Source organism: Pseudomonas sp. (assembly GCF_049590575.1).
In the GTDB taxonomy this organism is placed as follows: domain Bacteria; phylum Pseudomonadota; class Gammaproteobacteria; order Pseudomonadales; family Pseudomonadaceae; genus Aquipseudomonas.
The window spans coordinates 1-23,072 of record NZ_JBAWDE010000248.1 but is presented as its reverse complement, the minus strand read 5'-3'; the positions used below and the strand labels follow the sequence as shown (position 1 = coordinate 23,072).

Annotated in this window: 22 protein-coding genes and 4 tRNA genes; all 26 read right to left on the bottom strand. The window is 55.1% G+C overall.

Annotated features, from left to right (window positions below; all coding sequences use genetic code 11):
- Nucleotides 1-10: 10 nt before the first annotated feature.
- On the bottom strand, nucleotides 11-343 hold the full coding sequence (gene rplV / locus WBR57_RS17080; RefSeq protein WP_003103908.1) for a 50S ribosomal protein L22: 333 nt from the start codon (nucleotides 341-343) through the stop codon (nucleotides 11-13).
- Nucleotides 344-354: 11 nt separating this feature from the next.
- Nucleotides 355-630, bottom strand: coding sequence for a 30S ribosomal protein S19 (gene rpsS, locus WBR57_RS17075; protein ID WP_003232420.1), 276 nt, complete (start codon nucleotides 628-630; stop codon nucleotides 355-357).
- A 16-nt stretch (nucleotides 631-646) separates the two neighbouring features.
- The gene (gene rplB / locus WBR57_RS17070; RefSeq protein WP_003176423.1) at nucleotides 647-1,471 is read right to left on the bottom strand and encodes a 50S ribosomal protein L2; all 825 of its coding nucleotides are present in this window, start codon (nucleotides 1,469-1,471) and stop codon (nucleotides 647-649) included.
- Nucleotides 1,472-1,485: 14 nt separating this feature from the next.
- A complete protein-coding gene (gene rplW, locus WBR57_RS17065; protein WP_002555488.1) occupies nucleotides 1,486-1,785 on the bottom strand; it encodes a 50S ribosomal protein L23 in 300 nt (99 codons plus the stop codon).
- A complete protein-coding gene (rplD, locus tag WBR57_RS17060; protein WP_048724873.1) occupies nucleotides 1,782-2,384 on the bottom strand; it encodes a 50S ribosomal protein L4 in 603 nt (200 codons plus the stop codon). The genes rplW and rplD overlap by 4 nt, the downstream gene beginning before the upstream one ends.
- A 12-nt stretch (nucleotides 2,385-2,396) precedes the next feature.
- On the bottom strand, nucleotides 2,397-3,032 hold the full coding sequence (gene rplC / locus WBR57_RS17055; protein ID WP_003194649.1) for a 50S ribosomal protein L3: 636 nt from the start codon (nucleotides 3,030-3,032) through the stop codon (nucleotides 2,397-2,399).
- An 81-nt stretch (nucleotides 3,033-3,113) separates the two neighbouring features.
- Nucleotides 3,114-3,425: a 30S ribosomal protein S10 gene (rpsJ, locus tag WBR57_RS17050; protein ID WP_003186070.1), complete on the bottom strand. Its 312-nt coding sequence runs from the start codon at nucleotides 3,423-3,425 to the stop codon at nucleotides 3,114-3,116.
- A 159-nt stretch (nucleotides 3,426-3,584) separates the two neighbouring features.
- Nucleotides 3,585-4,778, bottom strand: a complete 1,194-nt coding sequence (tuf, locus tag WBR57_RS17045) for an elongation factor Tu (protein WP_003176426.1) — start codon at nucleotides 4,776-4,778, stop codon at nucleotides 3,585-3,587.
- 30 nt (nucleotides 4,779-4,808) lie between these two features.
- On the bottom strand, nucleotides 4,809-6,914 hold the full coding sequence (fusA, locus tag WBR57_RS17040; protein WP_424084827.1) for an elongation factor G: 2,106 nt from the start codon (nucleotides 6,912-6,914) through the stop codon (nucleotides 4,809-4,811).
- A gap of 30 nt (nucleotides 6,915-6,944) precedes the next feature.
- Complete coding sequence (rpsG, locus tag WBR57_RS17035; RefSeq protein WP_002555493.1) at nucleotides 6,945-7,415, bottom strand: 30S ribosomal protein S7; 471 nt, start codon at nucleotides 7,413-7,415, stop codon at nucleotides 6,945-6,947.
- Nucleotides 7,416-7,533: 118 nt separating this feature from the next.
- On the bottom strand, nucleotides 7,534-7,905 hold the full coding sequence (rpsL, locus tag WBR57_RS17030) for a 30S ribosomal protein S12 (protein ID WP_002555494.1): 372 nt from the start codon (nucleotides 7,903-7,905) through the stop codon (nucleotides 7,534-7,536).
- Between the two features lie 216 nt (nucleotides 7,906-8,121).
- Nucleotides 8,122-12,321: a DNA-directed RNA polymerase subunit beta' gene (gene rpoC, locus WBR57_RS17025; protein ID WP_424084826.1), complete on the bottom strand. Its 4,200-nt coding sequence runs from the start codon at nucleotides 12,319-12,321 to the stop codon at nucleotides 8,122-8,124.
- 64 nt (nucleotides 12,322-12,385) lie between these two features.
- Complete coding sequence (rpoB, locus tag WBR57_RS17020) at nucleotides 12,386-16,459, bottom strand: DNA-directed RNA polymerase subunit beta (protein WP_424084825.1); 4,074 nt, start codon at nucleotides 16,457-16,459, stop codon at nucleotides 12,386-12,388.
- Nucleotides 16,460-16,678: 219 nt separating this feature from the next.
- Nucleotides 16,679-17,044 (bottom strand): 50S ribosomal protein L7/L12, encoded by a 366-nt coding sequence (rplL, locus tag WBR57_RS17015; RefSeq protein WP_424084824.1) that lies wholly within the window; start codon nucleotides 17,042-17,044, stop codon nucleotides 16,679-16,681.
- Nucleotides 17,045-17,122: 78 nt separating this feature from the next.
- Nucleotides 17,123-17,623, bottom strand: coding sequence for a 50S ribosomal protein L10 (gene rplJ, locus WBR57_RS17010; RefSeq protein WP_010174464.1), 501 nt, complete (start codon nucleotides 17,621-17,623; stop codon nucleotides 17,123-17,125).
- A gap of 198 nt (nucleotides 17,624-17,821) precedes the next feature.
- A complete protein-coding gene (rplA, locus tag WBR57_RS17005; protein ID WP_424084823.1) occupies nucleotides 17,822-18,517 on the bottom strand; it encodes a 50S ribosomal protein L1 in 696 nt (231 codons plus the stop codon).
- Nucleotides 18,517-18,948 (bottom strand): 50S ribosomal protein L11, encoded by a 432-nt coding sequence (gene rplK / locus WBR57_RS17000; RefSeq protein WP_003176435.1) that lies wholly within the window; start codon nucleotides 18,946-18,948, stop codon nucleotides 18,517-18,519. The genes rplA and rplK overlap by 1 nt, the downstream gene beginning before the upstream one ends.
- Before the next feature lie 117 nt (nucleotides 18,949-19,065).
- Nucleotides 19,066-19,599, bottom strand: coding sequence for a transcription termination/antitermination protein NusG (gene nusG / locus WBR57_RS16995; protein WP_003176436.1), 534 nt, complete (start codon nucleotides 19,597-19,599; stop codon nucleotides 19,066-19,068).
- A gap of 9 nt (nucleotides 19,600-19,608) precedes the next feature.
- Nucleotides 19,609-19,977 (bottom strand): preprotein translocase subunit SecE, encoded by a 369-nt coding sequence (secE, locus tag WBR57_RS16990; protein ID WP_003194658.1) that lies wholly within the window; start codon nucleotides 19,975-19,977, stop codon nucleotides 19,609-19,611.
- A gap of 45 nt (nucleotides 19,978-20,022) precedes the next feature.
- Nucleotides 20,023-20,098 (bottom strand) — tRNA-Trp (locus tag WBR57_RS16985).
- 160 nt (nucleotides 20,099-20,258) lie between these two features.
- Nucleotides 20,259-20,334: transfer RNA gene (locus WBR57_RS16980), tRNA-Thr, on the bottom strand.
- 26 nt (nucleotides 20,335-20,360) lie between these two features.
- Nucleotides 20,361-20,434, bottom strand: a tRNA-Gly gene (locus WBR57_RS16975).
- 24 nt (nucleotides 20,435-20,458) lie between these two features.
- Nucleotides 20,459-20,543: transfer RNA gene (locus tag WBR57_RS16970), tRNA-Tyr, on the bottom strand.
- Between the two features lie 142 nt (nucleotides 20,544-20,685).
- Nucleotides 20,686-21,132 carry a hypothetical protein gene (locus tag WBR57_RS16965; protein ID WP_424084822.1) on the bottom strand — a complete coding sequence of 149 codons (447 nt, stop codon included), beginning with the start codon at nucleotides 21,130-21,132 and terminating at the stop codon, nucleotides 20,686-20,688.
- Nucleotides 21,133-21,139: 7 nt separating this feature from the next.
- Nucleotides 21,140-21,889: a pantothenate kinase gene (locus WBR57_RS16960; RefSeq protein WP_424084821.1), complete on the bottom strand. Its 750-nt coding sequence runs from the start codon at nucleotides 21,887-21,889 to the stop codon at nucleotides 21,140-21,142.
- On the bottom strand, nucleotides 21,879-22,838 hold the full coding sequence (birA, locus tag WBR57_RS16955; RefSeq protein ID WP_424084820.1) for a bifunctional biotin--[acetyl-CoA-carboxylase] ligase/biotin operon repressor BirA: 960 nt from the start codon (nucleotides 22,836-22,838) through the stop codon (nucleotides 21,879-21,881). The genes WBR57_RS16960 and birA overlap by 11 nt, the downstream gene beginning before the upstream one ends.
- Between the last annotated feature and the right edge of the window lie 234 nt (nucleotides 22,839-23,072).

The following is a 23,072-nucleotide window of genomic DNA, read 5'->3' as shown; positions in this document are numbered from 1 at the left end:
TTCGACTCCGTTACTTGTCAGCAACCTTGACAGTGATATGGCAAGACCGCTTGACGATGCGATCAGCACGGCCTTTGGCACGCGGCATGATGCGCTTCAGCGAACGCCCTTCGTTGACGAAAACGGTGCTGACCTTCAGGTCATCAACGTCTGCGCCTTCGTTATGCTCGGCGTTGGCTACGGCCGACTCCAGCACTTTCTTCATGATCTCGGCGGCTTTCTTACTGCTGAAAGCCAACAGGTTGAGCGCTTCGCCCACCTTCTTCCCGCGGATCTGGTCGGCGACCAAGCGGGCTTTCTGGGCGGAGATTCGAGCGCCCGACAACTTAGCGGCTACTTCCATTTCCTAACCCCTTAACGCTTGGCTTTCTTGTCTGCCACGTGCCCACGATATGTGCGGGTACCGGCAAACTCGCCTAGTTTGTGGCCGACCATGTCTTCGTTCACGAGAACTGGGACGTGCAAGCGACCGTTGTGTACTGCGATGGTCAGACCGACCATTTGTGGCAGGATCATCGAACGACGCGACCAGGTTTTCACCGGCTTGCGATCGTTCTTTTCCGCCGCCACTTCGATCTTCTTCAGTAGGTGAAGATCAATAAAAGGACCTTTTTTCAGAGAACGTGGCACTGTCGTATCCCTCTATTTACTTGCGACGACGGACGATCATTTTGTCGGTACGCTTATTACCACGAGTCTTCGCGCCCTTAGTCGGGAAGCCCCATGGCGATACCGGATGACGACCACCAGAGGTACGACCTTCACCACCACCGTGTGGGTGGTCAACCGGGTTCATGGCAACACCACGAACGGTTGGGCGAACGCCACGCCAGCGTTTGGCACCAGCTTTACCCAGCGAACGCAGGCTGTGCTCGGAGTTCGAGACTTCGCCCAGGGTCGCACGGCATTCAGCCAATACTTTACGCATCTCACCAGAACGCAGACGCAGGGTCACGTAGACACCTTCACGAGCGATCAGCTGAGCCGAAGCACCAGCGGAACGAGCGATTTGCGCGCCTTTACCTGGCTTCAATTCGATGCCGTGTACGGTGCTACCAACTGGAATGTTGCGCAGTTGCAGAGCGTTGCCCGGCTTGATCGGTGCCAGAGCACCTGCAATCAGCTGGTCGCCAGCGCTCACGCCTTTAGGGGCAATGATGTAGCGACGCTCGCCATCTGCGTACAGCAGCAGAGCGATGTGAGCAGTACGGTTTGGATCGTATTCAATACGCTCGACAGTGGCAGAGATGCCATCTTTGTCGTTGCGACGGAAGTCGACCAGACGATAATGCTGCTTATGGCCACCACCGATGTGACGAGTGGTAATGCGACCATTGTTGTTACGACCACCAGTCTTCGATTTCTTCTCGAGCAGCGGTGCGTGAGGAGCGCCTTTATGCAGCTCCTGGTTGACCACCTTGACCACAAAACGGCGGCCAGGGGAAGTCGGTTTGCATTTAACGATTGCCATGATGCACCCCTTCCTTACTCAGCACTGCTGCTGAAATCGAGATCTTGGCCTGGCTGAAGGGAGATAACCGCCTTCTTCCAGTCATTACGCTTGCCCAGACCGCGAGCAGTGCGCTTACTCTTACCCAGAACATTCAGGGTAGTAACACGCTCTACTTTCACGCTGAACAGGCTTTCGACGGCCTTCTTGATTTCCAGCTTGGTTGCGTCAGTTGCAACCTTGAAAACGAACTGGCCTTTCTTGTCAGCCAGAACCGTAGCCTTTTCGGAAACGTGCGGGCCAAGCAGAACTTTAAATACGCGTTCCTGGTTCATCCCAGCAGCTCCTCGAATTTCTTCACGGCCGACACGGTGATCAACACCTTGTCGTATGCGATCAGACTAACTGGATCGGAACCTTGCACGTCACGTACATCAACGTGTGGCAGGTTGCGAGCAGCCAGGTACAGGTTCTGATCAACAGCTTCAGACACGATCAGGACGTCGGTCAGACCCATGTCGTTCAGCTTGTTCAGCAGATCTTTGGTTTTCGGCGCTTCAACAGCGAAGTCCTGAACCACGACCAGACGATCAGTACGCACGAGTTCAGCAAGGATGGAGCGCAGTGCTGCGCGATACATCTTCTTGTTGAGCTTCTGAGTGTGATCCTGTGGACGTGCTGCGAAAGTGGTACCGCCGCCACGCCAGATTGGGCTACGGATAGTACCGGCACGAGCGCGGCCAGTACCTTTCTGACGCCAAGGGCGCTTACCGCCACCACGTACGTCGGAACGGGTCTTTTGCTGCTTGCTACCTTGACGGCCGCCGGCCATGTAGGCCACGACTGCTTGGTGAACGAGCGTCTCGTTGAATTCGCCGCCAAATGTCAGTTCGGAAACTTCGATCGCTTGAGCGTCATTTACATTTAATTGCATGTCAGCTTCCCCTTAACCGCGAGCCTTGGCCGCTGGACGTACAACCAGGTTGCCGCCAGTAGCGCCAGGAACAGCACCCTTGACCAACAACAGATTGCGTTCAGCGTCGACGCGCACTACTTCGAGGGACTGCACGGTCACGCGCTCAGCGCCCATATGACCGGACATTTTTTTGCCCTTGAATACACGACCAGGAGTCTGGCACTGGCCAATAGAGCCCGGGACGCGGTGGGAAACGGAGTTACCGTGAGTGTTGTCTTGACCACGGAAATTCCAACGCTTGATCGTACCCTGGAAGCCTTTACCCTTGGACTGACCGGTTACATCAACCAGTTGACCAGCGGCGAAGATTTCAGCGTTGATCAGATCGCCAGCCTGGTAGTCGCCGTCTTCAAGACGGAACTCCATAACAGTACGACCAGCTGCAACGTTTGCTTTAGCGAAGTGACCTGCTTGAGCAGCAGTCACGCGCGAAGCACGACGCTCGCCGACAGTGACTTGCACTGCACGATAGCCATCGGTTTCTTCAGTTTTGAACTGGGTGACGCGATTCGGCTCGATCTCAATGACCGTGACCGGAATGGAGACACCTTCTTCGGTGAAAATACGGGTCATACCGCATTTACGACCGACTACACCAATAGTCATGTTGTAAACCTCATGAGTGTACGGGGCTTTCACCCGCTATGGCCGCCCATTTCAGAGCGTTACACGACTAAGACCCAAGTCTTAGCCGAGGCTGATCTGTACTTCCACACCGGCCGCCAGATCAAGCTTCATAAGTGCATCAACGGTTTTATCCGTTGGCTGGACGATGTCCAGTACGCGCTTATGAGTGCGGATCTCGTACTGGTCACGCGCGTCTTTGTTGACGTGCGGGGAGACCAGAACGGTGAACCGCTCTTTACGGGTAGGCAGTGGAATTGGACCACGCACTTGAGCACCAGTACGTTTCGCGGTTTCCACGATTTCCTGGGTGGATTGGTCGATCAGGCGATGGTCAAAAGCCTTCAACCTGATACGGATTTGCTGATTTTGCATTGGATTTCAGACTCCGGCTGCTATTCCCAGCGAGCGCAATACGCCCGTTAAAAGGAGGCGCAATTCTATAGACGGCCCTGATAGGTGTCAACCCAATAAAAAAGGCCCCCGCTGAGCGGGGGCCTTTTCAAAACATCAGAGCTATCTCAGAAGAGATAATTACTCGATGATTTTAGCTACAACACCAGCACCAACGGTACGGCCGCCTTCACGGATTGCGAAACGCAGACCGTCTTCCATAGCGATGGTTTTGATCAGGGTGACAACCATTTTGATGTTGTCGCCTGGCATTACCATTTCTACGCCTTCCGGCAGTTCGCAGTTACCAGTAACATCGGTAGTACGGAAGTAGAACTGCGGACGGTAGCCTTTGAAGAACGGAGTGTGACGACCGCCTTCTTCTTTGCTCAGCACGTACACTTCAGCTTCGAACTTGGTGTGCGGCTTAACCGAACCTGGCTTAACCAGAACCTGGCCACGCTCAACGTCGTCACGCTTGGTACCACGCAGCAGAACGCCGCAGTTCTCGCCAGCACGACCTTCGTCGAGCAGCTTACGGAACATTTCAACACCGGTGCAGGTGGTGACGGTAGTGTCACGCAGACCAACGATTTCCAGTGGATCTTGAACCTTAACGATACCGCGCTCGATACGACCAGTTACAACAGTACCGCGACCGGAGATCGAGAACACGTCTTCGATTGGCATCAGGAACGGCTTGTCGATAACACGAACTGGATCTGGGATGTAGCTGTCCAGAGTCTCAACCAGTTTACGAACGGACGTGGTGCCCATTTCGTTATCGTCTTTGCCTTCCAGAGCCATACGAGCAGAACCGATGATGATCGGAGTGTCGTCGCCTGGGAAGTCGTAAGTGCTCAGCAGATCGCGCACTTCCATCTCAACCAGTTCCAGCAGCTCAGCGTCGTCTACCAGGTCGGCCTTGTTCAGGTAAACCACGATGTACGGAACGCCAACCTGACGGGACAGCAGGATGTGCTCACGGGTTTGTGGCATCGGACCATCGGCGGCCGAGCAAACCAGAATCGCGCCATCCATCTGGGCAGCACCGGTGATCATGTTCTTCACATAGTCAGCGTGACCTGGGCAGTCAACGTGAGCGTAGTGACGGATCAGCGAGTTGTATTCAACGTGCGCGGTGTTGATGGTGATACCACGAGCTTTTTCTTCTGGTGCGCTGTCGATTTTATCGAAATCAACGATTGCGGAACCGAATACTTCGGAGCAAACGCGAGTCAGAGCAGCAGTCAGAGTGGTTTTACCGTGGTCAACGTGACCGATAGTGCCAACGTTGACGTGCGGTAGGGAACGATCAAATTTTTCTTTAGCCACGACAATTAACTCCTTGCCTAAAGGACTGAATCAGCCTTGTTTTTTGGATACAGTTTCAGCGATGTGCGCCGGAGCTGTGTTGTATTTTTTGAATTCCATAGAGTAGCTTGCGCGACCCTGGGACATGGAGCGAACGTCGGTCGCATAACCGAACATCTCACCCAACGGAACCTCGGCGCGAATCACTTTGCCGGAAACCGTGTCTTCCATACCCAAGATCATGCCGCGACGACGGTTAAGGTCGCCCATGACATCACCCATATAGTCTTCAGGTGTAACAACTTCTACCGCCATGATTGGCTCAAGCAACTCACCACCGCCCTTCTGGGCCAGTTGCTTGGTTGCCATGGAAGCAGCCACCTTAAACGCCATCTCGTTGGAGTCGACGTCGTGGTAAGAACCGTCAAAAACGGTTGCTTTCAGGCCGATCAGCGGATAGCCGGCAACAACACCGTTCTTCATCTGCTCTTCGATACCCTTCTGGATAGCCGGGATGTATTCCTTAGGAACAACACCACCAACTACTTCGTTCACGAATTGCAGACCTTCCTGACCTTCGTCAGCAGGGGCAAAACGGATCCAGCAGTGACCGAACTGACCACGACCACCGGACTGACGAACGAACTTGCCTTCGATTTCACAGTTCTTCGTGATGCGCTCACGATAGGAAACCTGAGGCTTACCGATGTTGGCTTCGACGTTGAACTCACGGCGCATCCGGTCAACCAGGATGTCCAGGTGCAGCTCGCCCATGCCGGAGATGATCGTTTGACCAGTCTCTTCATCAGTCTTGACGCGGAAAGATGGATCTTCCTGAGCAAGTTTGCCCAGAGCAATACCCATTTTTTCCTGGTCATCCTTGGTCTTAGGCTCTACGGCAACCGAAATAACCGGCTCCGGGAAGTCCATGCGAACCAGGATGATTGGCTTAGCAGCGTCGCACAAGGTCTCACCAGTGGTGACATCCTTCATGCCGATCAGGGCCGCGATGTCACCAGCGCGAACTTCCTTGATCTCTTCACGGGCGTTTGCGTGCATTTGCACCATACGACCCACGCGCTCTTTCTTGCCTTTAACCGAGTTGATCACGCCGTCGCCGGAGGCCAACACGCCCGAGTAAACGCGGACGAAGGTCAAGGTACCCACGAATGGGTCGGTAGCGATCTTGAACGCCAGGGCCGAGAACGGCTCGCTGTCGTCTGCGTGACGCTCCATTTCTTCTTCCTCGTTATCAGGGTTGGTACCCTTGATAGCAGGAATGTCGGTTGGAGCAGGCAGGTAGTCGATCACAGCATCGAGAACCAGGGGAACGCCCTTGTTCTTGAACGAGGAACCGCAAACAGCCAAGACGATCTCACCAGCGATAGTACGCTGACGCAGAGCGGCCTTGATTTCCACGTTGGTGAGTTCTTCACCTTCGAGGTACTTGTTCATCAGCTCTTCGTTGGCTTCGGCCGCAGCTTCAACCATGTTGTTGCGCCACTCGTCAGCCAATTCCTGCAGTTCAGCAGGGATAGGCTTGCGAACAGGGACCATACCTTTGTCAGCATCGTTCCAGTAAACAGCTTCCATGGTCAGCAGATCGATCTGGCCCTGGAAGTTGTCTTCGGAACCGATAGCCAACTGGATTGGCACCGGGGTGTGACCCAGGCGCTGCTTGATCTGACCGATCACGCGCAGGAAGTTGGCACCAGCACGGTCCATCTTGTTTACATAAACAAGACGTGGAACGCCGTATTTGTTGGCTTGACGCCATACGGTTTCCGACTGCGGCTCAACACCCGAGGTACCGCAGAACACAACCACAGCGCCGTCGAGTACGCGCAGGGAACGCTCAACTTCAATAGTGAAGTCTACGTGACCCGGGGTATCGATTACGTTGAAGCGGTGCTCATCTTTGTACTGCTTCTCGGAACCTTTCCAGAAGGCGGTAATAGCAGCAGAAGTAATGGTAATACCACGCTCCTGCTCCTGAACCATCCAGTCTGTGGTCGCGGCGCCATCATGCACCTCGCCCATCTTGTGACTTTTGCCGGTGTAAAACAGTACGCGCTCGGTGGTGGTGGTTTTACCAGCATCCACGTGAGCAACGATACCGATGTTACGGTAGCGGCTAATCGGAGTAGTACGAGCCATAAAGCCCTCGCAAAATTAGTGAAGCTAAGATTAGAAGCGGTAGTGCGAGAAAGCTTTGTTGGCTTCAGCCATACGGTGCACGTCTTCACGCTTCTTAACAGCAGCACCTTTACCTTCAGCAGCGTCCAACAGTTCGCCAGCCAAACGCAGGGCCATAGACTTCTCGCCACGCTTACGGGCGAAGTCTACCAACCAGCGCATTGCCAGGGCGTTACGACGGGACGGACGAACTTCGACCGGAACCTGGTAAGTAGCACCGCCTACACGGCGCGACTTCACTTCGACCAGCGGAGCGATGGCGTCGAGAGCTTTCTCGAAGATTTCCAGGGGGTCGCTGTTCTTGCGTTCTTTAACCTTTTCCAGCGCGCCATAAACGATACGCTCGGCAACGGCTTTCTTGCCGCTTTCCATCACGTGGTTCATGAACTTGGCCAGAATTTGGCTTCCGTATTTTGGATCGTCAAGCACTTCGCGCTTGGCTGCTACGCGTCTTCTTGGCATGGATAAGCCCTCAAACGGTCTTCAGGTTCGCTCGGAATCAGTGCCCTTGCGGGACACCTCCGACCTTACTCTTATCGACTCAGAAAATAAGATGATTCAGTGTTACAAAAAGCCGCTACTACTTAGGCTTCTTGGTACCGTACTTCGAACGACCCTGGTTACGACCTTTAACGCCGGAAGTATCCAAGGAGCCGCGTACGGTGTGGTAACGAACACCTGGCAAGTCTTTTACACGACCGCCGCGGATCAGCACCACGCTGTGCTCTTGCAGGTTGTGGCCTTCACCGCCGATGTACGAGGAAACCTCGAAACCGTTGGTCAGGCGCACACGGCATACTTTACGCAGTGCCGAGTTAGGTTTTTTCGGCGTAGTGGTATACACGCGAGTGCATACGCCACGACGTTGCGGGCAGTTCTGCAGCGCAGGCACGTCGGATTTCTCGACGATACGCTTACGCGGCTGACGTACCAGCTGGTTGATAGTTGCCATCTACTAGCTCCACTGTTGTCTTGCGACGCTATTGTCTTGCAAGAAAAGCAAAATGGCAGGAACGAATTCCCGCCAAATTTAGGGGTACAAGAGTCTAAAGAGGATCTTGCCCCCAGTCAAGGCAAGGCCCCGACCTCCCCTCTCGTCGAACCGGGGCAAAATTGCCTCGATCCGACGAATGGGGCTGCCAGGGCCCAGACTTATTTATCGCAGAACTCAGTTACCGCTTGAGTTCAGCGCTTCGGTCAGTGCAGCTTCCACTTCACTGGCGCTTACGCGCAGCGGCTTGTCAGCATCACGGCGGCGCTTGCGCTCGCTGTGGTAAGCCAAACCGGTACCGGCCGGGATCAGACGACCCACGACCACGTTTTCTTTCAGGCCGCGCAGGTAATCGCGCTTGCCGGTTACCGCTGCTTCGGTCAGTACGCGAGTGGTCTCCTGGAAGGAGGCCGCCGAGATGAACGACTCAGTGGACAACGACGCCTTGGTGATACCCAGCAGTACACGAGTGAACTTGGAAACGAATTTCTCGTCGTTCGCCAGGCGCTCGTTCTCTACCAGTACGTGAGTCAGTTCCATCTGGTCGCCCTTGATGAAACTGGAATCGCCGGATTCAGCGATTTCAACTTTACGCAGCATCTGACGCAGGATGGTCTCGATGTGCTTATCGTTGATCTTCACGCCTTGCAGACGGTAAACGTCCTGGATCTCGTTAACGATGTACTTGGCCAGCGCACTCACACCCAGCAGACGCAGGATGTCGTGTGGATCACTTGGGCCGTCGGAGATAACTTCGCCGCGGTTTACCTGTTCGCCTTCGAAGACGTTCAGGTGACGCCACTTCGGAATCAGCTCTTCGTACGGATCGGTACCGTCGTTCGGGGTAATAACCAGGCGGCGCTTGCCTTTGGTCTCTTTACCGAACGCGATGGTGCCGCTGACTTCAGCCAGAATCGACGCTTCTTTCGGACGACGCGCTTCGAACAAGTCGGCAACACGCGGCAGACCACCGGTGATGTCACGGGTCTTCGAAGTTTCTTGCGGGATACGCGCGATAACATCACCGATCGCGATCTTCGCACCATCCGCAACACCGACCAGGGCGTTGGCTGGCAGGAAGTACTGAGCGATAACGTCAGTGCCTGGCAGCAACAAGTCCTTGCCGTTGTCATCAACCATCTTCACAGCAGGACGGATATCTTTGCCTGCAGCTGGACGGTCTTTGGCGTCGAGCACTTCAATGTTGGTCATACCGGTCAATTCGTCAGTTTGACGCTTGATCGTGATGCCTTCTTCCATGCCTACGTAGGTCACGGTACCTTTCATTTCGGTAACGATTGGGTGAGTGTGCGGATCCCACTTGGCCACGATTGCGCCAGCGTCGACCTTGTCACCTTCTTTAACCGAAATCACGGCACCGTACGGCAGCTTGTAACGCTCACGCTCACGACCGTAGTCATCAGCGATAGCCAGCTCACCGGAACGAGACACTGCAACCAGGCAACCATCCACTCGCTCAACGTGCTTCAGGTTGTGCAGACGGACGGTACCGCCATTTTTCACCTGAACGCTGTCAGCTGCGGAGGTCCGGCTTGCCGCACCACCGATGTGGAACGTACGCATGGTCAGCTGGGTACCCGGCTCACCGATGGACTGGGCAGCAATAACGCCGACCGCTTCACCGATGTTCACCTGGTGACCACGAGCCAAGTCACGGCCGTAGCACTTGGCGCAAATGCCATAGCGGGTTTCGCAGCTGATCGGCGAGCGAACAATCACTTCGTCGATGCTGTTGAGTTCGATGAACTCGACCCACTTCTCGTCCACCAGAGTGCCGGCAGGAACGATAATTTCCTCGGTACCTGGCTTGAATACGTCACGGGCGATTACTCGACCCAGTACGCGCTCACCCAACGGCTCTACAACGTCGCCGCCTTCGATGTGCGGAGTCATCAGCAGACCGTGTTCGGTGCCGCAGTCAACTTCAGTCACAACCAAGTCTTGCGCAACGTCTACCAGACGACGCGTCAGGTAACCGGAGTTAGCGGTTTTCAACGCGGTATCCGCCAGACCTTTACGAGCACCGTGAGTGGAGATGAAGTACTGAAGTACGCTCAAACCTTCACGGAAGTTCGCAGTAATCGGCGTTTCGATGATGGAACCGTCCGGCTTGGCCATCAGGCCACGCATACCGGCGAGCTGACGGATCTGCGCTGCAGAACCCCGTGCGCCCGAGTCGGCCATCATGTACATCGAGTTGAAAGACTCTTGATCGACTTCGACGCCGTGACGGTCGATAACCTTCTCTTTCGAGAGGTTAGCCATCATCGCCTTCGACACTTCGTCGTTGGCCTTGGACCAAAGGTCGATCACTTTGTTGTACTTCTCGCCCTGAGTTACCAGGCCCGAGGCGTACTGACTTTCGATTTCTTTCACTTCATCGGTAGCAGCACTGATGATCTGAGCTTTCTCATCCGGGATAACGAAGTCGTTAACACCAATGGAAACGCCGGAAATGGTCGAGTACGCAAAACCGGTGTACATCAACTGGTCAGCGAAGATCACGGTCTCTTTCAAACCAACCACGCGGTAGCACTGGTTGATCAGCTTGGAGATCGCCTTTTTCTTCATTGGCAGGTTGACGACATCGTACGACAGGCCTTTTGGCACAACCTGATACAACAAGGCACGGCCGACAGTGGTGTCGACAATACGAACGTTGCTCACGCTGCCGCCGTCACGGTCGTTGACGGTTTCGTGGATCCGCACTTTGACCTTGGCGTGCAGTGCGGCTTCGCCGGCACGGAACACACGGTCAACTTCCTGCAGGTCAGCGAATACACGACCTTCGCCCTTGGCGTTGATCGCTTCACGGGTCATGTAGTACAGACCCAATACAACGTCCTGCGACGGAACGATGATTGGCTCACCGTTGGCTGGCGACAGAATGTTGTTGGTCGACATCATCAAAGCACGCGCTTCCAACTGGGCTTCCAGTGTCAGCGGTACGTGCACGGCCATTTGGTCGCCGTCGAAGTCGGCGTTGTACGCAGCACAGACCAGAGGGTGCAGCTGGATAGCCTTACCTTCGATCAGTACCGGTTCAAACGCCTGGATACCCAGACGGTGAAGGGTCGGTGCACGGTTGAGAAGAACCGGGTGTTCGCGAATCACTTCAGCGAGAACGTCCCAAACCTCTGGCAGTTCGCGCTCGACCATTTTCTTAGCCGCTTTGATGGTGGTCGCGAGACCACGCATTTCCAGCTTGCCGAAAATGAACGGCTTGAACAGCTCGAGTGCCATTTTCTTAGGCAGACCGCACTGATGCAGACGCAGGGTCGGGCCTACGGTAATTACCGAACGACCGGAGTAGTCAACACGCTTACCGAGCAAGTTCTGACGGAAACGACCTTGCTTACCCTTGATCATGTCAGCCAGGGATTTCAGAGGACGCTTGTTCGAACCGGTGATAGCGCGGCCACGACGACCGTTGTCGAGCAAGGCATCGACAGCTTCCTGCAACATACGCTTTTCGTTGCGCACGATGATGTCCGGAGCGGACAGATCGAGCAGGCGCTTCAAGCGGTTGTTACGGTTGATCACGCGGCGGTACAGGTCGTTGAGGTCGGACGTCGCGAAACGACCACCGTCCAACGGTACCAGCGGACGCAAGTCTGGCGGCAGAACCGGCAGAACGGTCAGCACCATCCACTCTGGCAAGTTGCCGGAACCCTGGAAGGCTTCCATCAACTTCAGACGCTTGGACAGCTTCTTGATCTTGGTTTCGGAGTTGGTTTGCGGAATCTCTTCGCGCAGACGGCCAATCTCGTGCTCCAGGTCGATAGCGTGCAGCAGTTCACGGACAGCTTCGGCACCCATACGGGCATCGAAATCGTCGCCGAACTCTTCCAGCGCTTCGAAATACTGCTCGTCGTTCAGCAACTGACCTTTTTCAAGGGTGGTCATGCCTGGGTCGATGACGACATAGCTCTCGAAGTAGAGAACGCGTTCGATATCACGCAGGGTCATGTCCATCAGCAAGCCGATACGGGACGGCAGCGATTTCAGGAACCAGATGTGGGCAACCGGCGAAGCCAGTTCGATGTGCGCCATGCGCTCACGACGAACTTTGGCCAGCGCAACTTCAACGCCGCACTTCTCGCAGATCACACCACGGTGCTTCAAGCGCTTGTACTTACCGCACAGGCACTCGTAATCCTTTACCGGGCCAAAGATCTTGGCGCAGAACAGGCCGTCACGTTCAGGTTTGAACGTACGGTAGTTGATGGTTTCCGGCTTTTTAACTTCACCGAACGACCACGAACGGATCATCTCAGGCGATGCCAACCCAATACGGATGGCGTCGAACTCTTCGACTTGACCCTGGTTTTTCAGCAAATTCAGTAGGTCTTTCAAGGCCTTTCCTCCTGGCGGAGCAGAGAGCGGGCTAAACAGCCCCGCTCTCGATTCGCGTCACGTGTTATTCGGTTTCCAGATCGATATCGATGCCGAGGGAACGAATTTCTTTGATCAACACGTTGAAGGACTCGGGCATGCCCGGCTCCATACGGTGATCGCCGTCCACGATGTTTTTGTACATCTTGGTCCGACCGTTCACATCGTCCGACTTCACTGTGAGCATTTCTTGCAGAGTGTAAGCAGCACCGTATGCCTCCAGTGCCCAGACCTCCATCTCCCCGAAACGCTGACCACCGAACTGAGCCTTACCACCCAGCGGCTGCTGGGTAACCAGGCTGTACGAACCGGTAGAACGAGCGTGCATCTTATCGTCTACCAAGTGGTTCAGCTTCAGCATGTACATGTAGCCAACAGTAACCGGGCGCTCAAACTTGTTGCCGGTACGGCCGTCGAACAGCTGCATCTGGCCGCTTTCCGGCAGGTCTGCCAGTTTCAGCATGGCCTTGATTTCGCTTTCCTTGGCACCGTCGAACACCGGGGTAGCCATTGGAACGCCGCCGCGCAGGTTCTTCGCCAGATCCAGGATTTCCTGGTCGGAGAAGGTGTCCAGCTCTTCGTTGCGACCGCCGATCTCGTTGTAGATCTCGTGCAGGAACTTACGCAGGTCTGCGACCTTGCGCTGCTCTTCGATCATACGGTTGATCTTCTCGCCCAAGCCTTTGGCCGCGAGGCCCAGGTGGGTTTCAAGGATCTGACCAACGTTCATACGCGAAGGTACGCCCAACGGGTTGAGGACGACGTCGACCGGGGTGCCATTGGCATCGTGCGGCATGTCTTCAACCGGCATGATCACGGAGACCACACCTTTGTTACCGTGACGACCGGCCATCTTGTCGCCCGGCTGGATGCGGCGACGGATTGCCAGGTAAACCTTGACGATTTTCAGCACGCCTGGAGCCAGGTCATCGCCCTGCTGCAGTTTGCGCTTCTTGTCTTCGAACTTGTCGTCCAGCAGACGGCGGCGATCAACGATGTAGGCCTGGGCCTTCTCGAGCTGCTCGTTCAGAGCATCTTCAGCCATGCGCAGCTTGAACCACTGGCCGTGCTCAAGACCGTCGAGAACTTCGTCGGTGATGTCCTGACCTTTCTTCAGGCCTGCGCCGCCTTCGGCCTTGTGGCCTACCAGAGCGGAACGCAGACGTTCGAAGGTCGCGCCTTCAACGATACGGAACTCTTCGTTCAGGTCCTTGCGGATCTCGTCGAGTTGGGTCTTCTCGATGGACAGTGCACGAGCATCACGCTCAACGCCGTCGCGAGTGAAGACCTGTACGTCGATGACAGTACCTTTGGTACCGGTAGGTACACGCAGGGAGGTGTCTTTAACGTCGCTGGCTTTTTCACCGAAGATGGCACGCAACAGCTTTTCTTCCGGAGTCAGCTGGGTCTCGCCTTTCGGAGTGACCTTACCGACCAGGATGTCGCCTGCGCCAACTTCAGCACCTACGTAAACGATACCGGCTTCGTCCAGTTTGTTCAGTGCAGCTTCACCCACGTTCGGGATGTCTGCAGTGATTTCCTCCGGGCCAAGCTTGGTGTCACGTGCCACACAGGTCAGTTCCTGAATGTGGATCGTGGTGAAGCGATCTTCTTGAACAACACGCTCGGACAGGCAGATGGAGTCTTCGAAGTTGAAGCCGTTCCATGCCATGAACGCGATGCGCATGTTCTGACCCAGAGCCAGCTCACCCATGTCGGTGGACGGGCCGTCGGCCATGATATCGCTACGCTGAACGCGATCACCCTTGCTCACCAGCGGACGCTGGTTGATGCAGGTGTTCTGGTTCGAACGGGTGTATTTGGTCAGGTTGTAGATGTCGACACCGGCTTCGCCAGTTTCAACTTCGTCATCGGCAACACGAACCACGATACGGCTGGCATCAACGGAGTCGATCACGCCGCCACGACGAGCCACGACGCAAACGCCGGAGTCACGCGCTACGTTACGCTCCATGCCGGTACCTACCAGCGGCTTGTCGGCACGCAGGGTCGGTACAGCTTGACGCTGCATGTTGGAACCCATCAACGCACGGTTGGCGTCATCGTGCTCCAGGAACGGGATCAGCGACGCTGCAACCGACACTACCTGCTTCGGCGAAACGTCCATCAAGGTGACGTCTTCCGGCGCCTTGACGGTGAACTCGTTCAAGTGACGAACAGCCACCAGCTCGTCGATCAGGACTTTCTTGTCGTTCATCGTGGCCGAGGCCTGAGCGATCACGTGATCAGCTTCTTCGATGGCGGACAGGAACACGATCTCGTCGGTGACCAGAGCGTCTTTCACCACACGGTACGGGCTCTCAAGGAAGCCATACTGGTTGGTGCGCGCATAAGCGGCCAGGGAGTTGATCAGACCGATGTTCGGACCTTCCGGCGTTTCGATCGGGCAAACACGACCGTAGTGCGTCGGGTGTACGTCACGAACTTCAAAGCCTGCACGCTCACGGGTCAGACCGCCCGGGCCCAGTGCCGAAACACGGCGCTTGTGGGTGATCTCGGAGAGCGGGTTGTTCTGGTCCATGAACTGCGAGAGCTGGCTGGAACCGAAGAACTCTTTCACCGCCGCAGCCACTGGCTTGGCGTTGATCAGGTCTTGCGGCATCAGGCCTTCGCTTTCAGCCATCGACAGACGCTCTTTGACCGCACGCTCGACACGCACCAGGCCAACGCGGAACTGGTTCTCGGCCATTTCGCCTACACAGCGAACACGACGGTTACCCAGGTGGTCGATGTCATCGACGATGCCTTTACCGTTACGGATGTCGACCAGGGTCTTCAGTACCGCGACGATGTCTTCCTTGCACAGCACGCCCGAACCTTCGATCTCGGTACGACCGATACGACGGTTGAACTTCATCCGGCCGACCGCAGACAGGTCATAGCGCTCAGGGCTGAAGAACAGGTTGTTGAACAGGGTCTCGGCTGCGTCTTTGGTTGGCGGCTCACCAGGACGCATCATGCGATAGATCTCGACCAGCGCTTCCAACTGGTTGCTGGTGGAGTCGATCTTCAATGTGTCGGAGATGAACGGACCGCAGTCGATATCGTTGGTGTACAGGGTCTCGATGCGAACAACCTGGGCCTTGGCGATTTTTGCCAGGATCTCGGTGTTCAGCTCGGTGTTGCACTCTGCCAGGATTTCGCCAGTGGCTGGGTGAACGATGACCTTGGCGGTCGTGCGGCCCAGGACGTAGTCCAGAGGCACTTCCAGCGACTTGATACCGGCTTTTTCGATCTGGTTGATGTGGCGCGCAGTAATACGACGGCCAGCCTCAACGATCACCTTGCCAGTTTCATCCTGGATATCCAGGACGGCAATTTCACCACGCAGACGCGATGCGATCAGCTCCAGGCTGAGGGTTTCATCCTTCAGGCTGAAAACGTTGGTGGTGTAGAACGCGTCCAGCACCTGCTCGGTGGTATAGCCGAGCGCGCGCAGCAGTACCGAGGCCGGCAGCTTGCGACGACGGTCGATACGCACGAACACGCAGTCTTTCGGGTCGAACTCGAAGTCCAACCACGAACCGCGGTACGGAATGATCCGCGCGGAGTACAAGAGCTTACCGGAGCTGTGCGTCTTGCCGCGGTCGTGGTCGAAGAACACGCCCGGGGAACGGTGCAGCTGGGAAACGATAACACGCTCGGTACCGTTGATAACGAAGGTACCGTTTTCAGTCATCAGTGGGATTTCGCCCATGTAGACTTCTTGCTCTTTGATGTCCTTGATCGCTTTGTTCGACGACTCTTTGTCGAAGATGATCAGACGGACTTTTACCCGCAAAGGTACGGCGTACGTAACACCGCGCAACACGCATTCTTTGACATCAAATGCCGGTTCGCCCAGGCGATAACCGACGTACTCCAGCGCAGCATTGCCGGAGTAGCTGATGATCGGGAAAACGGATTTGAAGGCCGCATGCAGGCCCACGTCGCGGAACTGATCTTTGGTCGCTCCCGCCTGCAAGAATTCACGATACGAATCCAGCTGGATAGCCAGAAGGTACGGGACATCCATGACGTCCGGCAACTTGCTAAAGTCCTTGCGGATACGTTTTTTCTCAGTATATGAGTAAGCCATCAGCGTTCCCCAGCTTGGTCACCTGCTTGTTTGGCCCCTCCGACGGGAGCAGCCAGAAAATCTCGCAAACCCCATGGTTTGCACCACCGCTTCGGGTGGCTACAGCGCGTTAATGGCGGCGACCGAGTCGACAGCCAAGAACGGAAAAAGGCCGGTGGCAAGAGCCACCAGCCATCAGCCTTCAGCTTAACGCTTGGGCTGGAGACGCAAAGTCGATGCTTACTTCAGCTCGACTTTAGCGCCTGCTTCTTCCAGAGTAGCTTTGGCTTTGTCAGCTGCGTCTTTGGCAACAGCTTCCAGAACCATGGCAGGAGCGCCGTCAACTACAGCCTTGGCTTCTTTCAGGCCCAGACCGGTCAGCTCACGTACTGCCTTGATCACGTTTACTTTCTTCTCGCCAGCTTCCAGCAGCATGACGTTGAATTCGGTTTGCTCTTCAGCAGCAACAGCAGCAACAGCTGGGCCAGCGGAAGCAGCGGCAGCGGAAACGCCGAATTTTTCTTCGAAAGCTTTGATCAGCTCAACAACCTGCAGAACCGACATTTCAGCTACGGCGTTGAGGATATCTTCTTGGGAGATAGACATTACTGTATTTCCTGAATTGGGGGACGGCCTACGCGGCCATCGAAATAAACAAAAAAACGCGAGAGAGGTTGCCCAGCCTTAGGCTGCTGCAGCTTCCTTTTGCTCGCGAACTGCGGCCAGAGTACGAGCCAGCTTGCTGGTAGCGCCTTGAATCACGCTCATCAGCTGCGAAATAGCTTCGTTACGGGTCGGCAGTGTTGCCAGTACGTCGATTTGGTTAGCTGCGAGGAACTTGCCCTCGAACGCAGCTGCCTTGATCTCGAACTTATCCTGACTCTTGGCGAATTCCTTGAACAAACGGGCAGCAGCGCCTGGATGTTCTTTGGAGAACGCGATCAGAGTCGGGCCGGTGAACACGTCGTTGAGGACACTGTATTCAGTGTCAGCAACAGCGCGCTTGAGCAGGGTGTTACGTACAACACGTACGTATACGCCAGCTTCACGAGCCTCTTTACGGAGTCCGGTCATAGCGCCTACTGTCACACCACGGGCATCAGCCACGACAGCGGACAGAGCAGCTTTGGCAGCCTCGTTGACTTCAGCGACGATGGCCTTCTTGTCTTCGAGATTAATTGCCACGGGTTTAACTCCTGCTTGTTACCGTTTCATCTGGCCGAGGCCGGATGTCGTTTTGGTGTCTGATTCGGTAAGGAACCGGGAGCACCATCTGCGTAGGCTTGTGGTTTAAGACTTGCGCCGCCTACGGTCTTGGATAGCCCCCGCCAGGCAGGGACCCCAATTTTTCAGTTGACGCAATCGCTTGCGCCAACCTGTGTTTTATACGTCCAGCGAGCCTTGGTCGATGACCAGACCTGGGCCCATAGTGGTGCTCAGGGTAACGCGCTTGACGTAGATACCTTTCGAAGAGGCTGGCTTGATACGCTTCAGATCAGCGATCAGGGCTTCAACGTTTTCCTTCAGCTTGACGGCATCAAAGCCGACTTTGCCAACGGAGGTGTGAATGATGCCGTTTTTGTCGGTGCGATAACGAACCTGACCAGCCTTGGCGTTTTTAACCGCGGTAGCTACGTCCGGGGTTACGGTGCCGACTTTAGGGTTAGGCATCAGACCACGTGGACCGAGGATCTGACCCAACTGACCTACAACGCGCATTGCATCCGGGGAAGCAATAACTACGTCATAGTTCAGGTCGCCGCCTTTCATTTCGGCAGCCAGATCGTCCATACCAACGCGATCAGCGCCGGCGGCCAGAGCAGCTTCAGCTGCTGGGCCTTGAGTGAAGACAGCAACACGTACAGTCTTGCCAGTACCGTGTGGCAGCACAGTAGCGCTACGAACGACCTGGTCGGATTTACGTGGGTCAACACCCAGGTTTACGGCAACGTCAACGGATTCGCTGAACTTGACAGCCGACAGCTCGGTCAGCAGGGCAGCGGCGTCTACAAAGCTATAGGCCTTGCCTGCTTCGATTTTACCGGCGATAGCCTTTTGGCGCTTGGTCAGCTTAGCCATTACACACCCTCCACGTTAAGGCCCATGCTACGAGCAGAACCGGCGATGGTACGCACGGCTGCATCCATATCAGCTGCAGTCAGATCCGCGTTTTTGGTTTTCGCGATTTCTTCCAGCTGAGCACGAGTTACGGTGCCGACTTTAACGGTGTTAGGACGAGCGGAACCGCTAGTCAGACCAGCAGCTTTCTTCAACAGAACCGAAGCCGGGGTCGACTTGGTTTCGAAAGTGAAGCTACGGTCGCTGTATACAGTGATGATCACTGGAGTCGGCAGACCTGGCTCAAGACCCTGAGTACGGGCGTTGAAGGCCTTGCAGAATTCCATGATGTTCACGCCGTGCTGACCCAGAGCTGGACCGACGGGTGGGCTAGGGTTGGCCTGAGCGGCCTTCACTTGCAGCTTGATGTAAGCGGTAATCTTCTTGGCCATGAGGCACTCCAATTACGGGTTCGAACGCCTCGAAAGGCTCCCCGGTTACTTGCGCGTTTATCCCAGTGACGACAAAACCCCACAGCCTAAGGCTGCGGGGTTGGGATGCTTGCTCAGCTAGACCTTCTCGACCTGGCTGAACTCCAACTCTACCGGAGTAGAGCGACCGAAAATGAGCACTGCCACTTGGATCCGGCTCTTTTCGTAGTTAACTTCTTCGACGGTGCCGTTGAAATCAGCAAACGGACCATCTGTGACACGAACAACCTCACCCGGCTCGAACAACGTCTTCGGCTTGGGCTTGTCGCTACCATCAGCAACACGACGCAGAATTGCTTCCGCCTCTTTGTCAGTGATCGGAGCAGGCTTATCAGCGGTACCGCCAATGAAACCCATAACACGAGGAGTGTCCTTGACCAAGTGCCAAGTACCTTCGTTCATGTCCATCTGTACCAGCACATAGCCAGGGAAGAACTTGCGTTCACTCTTGCGCTTCTGACCATTCCGCATTTCAACCACTTCTTCAGTGGGAACCAGAATTTCGCCGAAGCCATCTTCCATGCCTGCCAGCTTTACGCGCTCCAGCAAAGAGCGCATAACATGCTTCTCGTAACCCGAGTAAGCATGCACAACGTACCAACGCTTAGCCACGGGACACCCTTAGCCAACAATCAAGGAAACAAGCCAGCCGAGCAGGGAATCAAGCCCCCACAACAGCAACGCCATAACCAGAACAACAGCCACAACAATCAACGTGGTCTGCGTGGTTTCTTGGCGAGTTGGCCAAACGACTTTACGGATTTCGGTGCGAGCTTCCTTCACCAGGACCGCGAAAGACTTGCCTTTGGCAGTCTGCAGGCCTACAAAGGCAGCTACAGCAGCAAGGGCTAGCAAAGCGAGAACGCGGTACAGGATCGGCGAAGCAGAGTAGTACTGATTGCCAACAACGCCTACGACCACCAATGCGACTACAGCGAGCCACTTAACGAGATCGAAACGAGAGCTTTGAGCTTCAGCCTTAGGAGTCATCTATGAAGATCCTGTGAAAAGAAAGCCAGACACACCACGTGAATCTGGCAGGTCAGGAGGGAATCGAACCCCCAACCTACGGTTTTGGAGACCGTCGCTCTGCCAATTGAGCTACTGACCTAAAACAAATCAGGCCGACCATTATGCAGGCCTGAAAAAGACTTTACAACAACCAACCCCACTAGACTTGAAAACACCTGACGATAAAGCCAGATACAACACCATCAAGCCGAGGCAGCTGTTAAAACAAAGGCAGATATTTTCATATCTGCCTTGTTATATGGAGCTCTTGAGCGGATTTGAACCGCTGACCTCACCCTTACCAAGGGTGTGCTCTACCAACTGAGCTACAAGAGCGAAACACCTTGCACAACCTGCAAACTTGGAGCGGGTAGCGGGAATCGAACCCGCATCATCAGCTTGGAAGGCTGAGGTTCTACCACTAAACTATACCCGCGGAGCTTGCAGCTCACGCTAAAAATGGTGGAGGGGGAAGGATTCGAACCTTCGAAGTCGTAGACGTCAGATTTACAGTCTGATCCCTTTGGCCGCTCGGGAACCCCTCCTAAGCGAGCCGGCATTCTACATCACGCCGGCCTTCTGTCAAGCATTTTCTCATTTAAAAATATGAGGTTAGCTGCTTTGACCTCGCCTCTCACCAAAGACCTTTAAGGTCTTCACTGCGAAGCGGGCGCCATTCTATGCAAACTATTCGAGAGTTGCAACGCCTTCGCACAACATTATTTTATGTTTTAACTCATTGAATTCCTTAGCAAGGTTTTCAAACGGCAGATCATCAGCCAGACGTCGACTTTCAGGAGCCACGCGCAACCAGTAACCCGATGCTTCAGGCGTGTTTAGCAGTTGAACCTTGGCCTTTATATCCAGGCTCATCAGGCGCTGCTCGACAGACTGCGCCTGACGCTGATCCGCAAACCCACCGATATACAGGCAGGTATTGGATGAATCAGGCACCTTTGCTCGATCCTTACGAACTACGGCATCAGCAGATTCACTCAATAGGCGGATATCCTGCTGCGATCCCCGGTAGAGACTCAATGGAGTGACATCTTTGGCACGCAACGGGGCCTCTTGCTGATGCCATATGTAGTAAAAGGCGTTGAGGACGAGTAAAAGCAAAAACAGCCAACGCATAATCACCTCAAGATAACGGGCACGCCATCGCCAACCCTACAAAAACCAGATCAGGCACTAATCGCGCCTGAGGTACAGCATCCGCCACCAATTCAGCATCCCCCCCGGTCAGGAATACACTGAAATCGTCGCCCCAGTAGCTTCGGGCCAGCTCAAGCTGGGTCAGCACGAATCCCCTGAGCATTAACGTACAGCCTCGCTCGACCGCCTCAACAGTCGTCCGCCCGGGCCGAAGGCGCTCCAAGGCTTTTTCAGCGGAGGCGTCGTCATAACGAATCTTGCGCGTATGCGTGCGCAGCTGATTACGCATGAGAGGCATACCTGGGCAAATGAATCCACCCAAGTGCTCACCATCTGCAGCAATGTAATCTGCAGTCGCAGCCGTACCGAAATCCAGCACCAGGCAAGCGCCTGATGCCAATTTGAACCCTCCCAGCATCGCCAGCCAGCGATCAAGACCAAGACGCTCGAAGTCTTCGTAACCGTTGCGCACCCCAGCCATTTCGCGCGCAGAGGCAGCGCAGGAGACCACAACGCCAAACGCATCTACCAGAGCGTTGATCAGCTTATCTGTTTCTCCCTGAGCACGAACACTCACCAGACGGCAGCGTGTAAGCAACAAGCCCGGCAACTCGATCAGGCCTTCAATCAACGCAAGGTCCGAACCAACAACGCCCTCCGCAGAGACGCTGGCCCGATCCAAATCAAGCACTCGCCACTTGATAAAGCTATTCCCACAGTCGAGCTCAAGAATCATCACGCAACCTCAAACTTAACTCGCCACCACTGTAGATTCTCTCAACACCATCAACACTTAAACGTAATGCACCCTGGCGGTCGACCCCCAGCACGACACCCTCAACATGATTGACACCCGCTATTAGGGACACCGTCCTGCCCTGCCAGGCGTGATTTTGCTCCCACTCCGCCCGGAGTACCGCAAATCCGGACGCCCTGTGTCGATCCAGGTAACACTGCAGCTGCAGGCCCAGATGAGCGACCAGAGTATTACGATCAACAGGGGAGGCCGTTTCAAGCTGGACCGAAGTCCACTGCTGGTCAACCTCATCTGCCTTTTGCATATTCACGTTGATACCTATTCCCAGGACAACGTGACAGATATCAGCAGGGTCCCCTACCAACTCCAATAAAATCCCGGCAATTTTCTTCTGCCCTACCAACACGTCGTTTGGCCACTTCAAAGCAGCACCCTGCACCCCCGATTCGCGCAAGGCCTGCATGACAGCCAGACCTACGACAAGGCTCAGGCCCTCCAACTGCCGGAGGCCATCCTCAACTCGCAGCACAAGGCTGTAGTAAACGTTCTGGGCGAATGGACTGACCCACTTTCGGCCACGCCTACCTCTTCCCGCAGTTTGCTGCTCCGCAAGAACCAGGAACGGTGTCGTAGGCGCCTGATCAACCAGGCGCAAAGCTTCCGCATTCGTGGAGTCGATAGAGTCGAAGATATGAATAGGCCACGCCAGGGAAGGCGCGCTCGACTTGATCTTCTCGGCACTCAAGAACACCAGTGGCGAAGCCAGCTGATATCCCTTGCCGCGAACCTTATGGATCGGCAGGTTCAATTCGGCCTCTAGGTGCTGGAGTTGCTTCCAGACAGCACTGCGACTAATGCCCAAGGCCGCGCCAAGCGCTTCTCCGGAGTGGAATCGGCCATCTTTCAGAAGTTCTAGCAACGTCAGCATGCAAGTATCGCCTCACAATGAGGCCCGCATGATAGCCATGCGAGGGGTCATTGCATAGAAAGGTGGGGCTTTAGCAATAAAGGCCACCGCAATGAGCCTCTTCGCACTTTCCAACCGCCCAAAACAAAACCCCTGCTTGCGTTAGCAAACAGGGGTTCTGGAATTTAATCTTGACGATGACCTACTCTCACATGGGGAAACCCCACACTACCATCGGCGATGCATCGTTTCACT

Coding starts and splice junctions, on each gene's coding strand:
- rplV (WP_003103908.1), bottom strand. CDS start 343: ATGGAAGTAGCCGCTAAGTTGTCGGGCGCTCGAATCTCCGCCCAGAAA.
- rplB (WP_003176423.1), bottom strand. CDS start 1,471: ATGGCAATCGTTAAATGCAAACCGACTTCCCCTGGCCGCCGTTTTGTG.
- rplW (WP_002555488.1), bottom strand. CDS start 1,785: ATGAACCAGGAACGCGTATTTAAAGTTCTGCTTGGCCCGCACGTTTCC.
- rplD (WP_048724873.1), bottom strand. CDS start 2,384: ATGCAATTAAATGTAAATGACGCTCAAGCGATCGAAGTTTCCGAACTG.
- rplC (WP_003194649.1), bottom strand. CDS start 3,032: ATGACTATTGGTGTAGTCGGTCGTAAATGCGGTATGACCCGTATTTTC.
- rpsJ (WP_003186070.1), bottom strand. CDS start 3,425: ATGCAAAATCAGCAAATCCGTATCAGGTTGAAGGCTTTTGACCATCGC.
- fusA (WP_424084827.1), bottom strand. CDS start 6,914: ATGGCTCGTACTACTCCGATTAGCCGCTACCGTAACATCGGTATCGTT.
- rpsG (WP_002555493.1), bottom strand. CDS start 7,415: ATGCCAAGAAGACGCGTAGCAGCCAAGCGCGAAGTGCTTGACGATCCA.
- rpsL (WP_002555494.1), bottom strand. CDS start 7,905: ATGGCAACTATCAACCAGCTGGTACGTCAGCCGCGTAAGCGTATCGTC.
- rpoB (WP_424084825.1), bottom strand. CDS start 16,459: ATGGCTTACTCATATACTGAGAAAAAACGTATCCGCAAGGACTTTAGC.
- rplL (WP_424084824.1), bottom strand. CDS start 17,044: ATGTCTATCTCCCAAGAAGATATCCTCAACGCCGTAGCTGAAATGTCG.
- rplA (WP_424084823.1), bottom strand. CDS start 18,517: ATGGCTAAGCTGACCAAGCGCCAAAAGGCTATCGCCGGTAAAATCGAA.
- rplK (WP_003176435.1), bottom strand. CDS start 18,948: ATGGCCAAGAAGATTACCGCTTACATCAAGCTGCAAGTGAAGGCCGCT.
- secE (WP_003194658.1), bottom strand. CDS start 19,977: ATGACTCCTAAGGCTGAAGCTCAAAGCTCTCGTTTCGATCTCGTTAAG.
- WBR57_RS16965 (WP_424084822.1), bottom strand. CDS start 21,132: ATGCGTTGGCTGTTTTTGCTTTTACTCGTCCTCAACGCCTTTTACTAC.
- WBR57_RS16960 (WP_424084821.1), bottom strand. CDS start 21,889: ATGATTCTTGAGCTCGACTGTGGGAATAGCTTTATCAAGTGGCGAGTG.
- birA (WP_424084820.1), bottom strand. CDS start 22,838: ATGCTGACGTTGCTAGAACTTCTGAAAGATGGCCGATTCCACTCCGGA.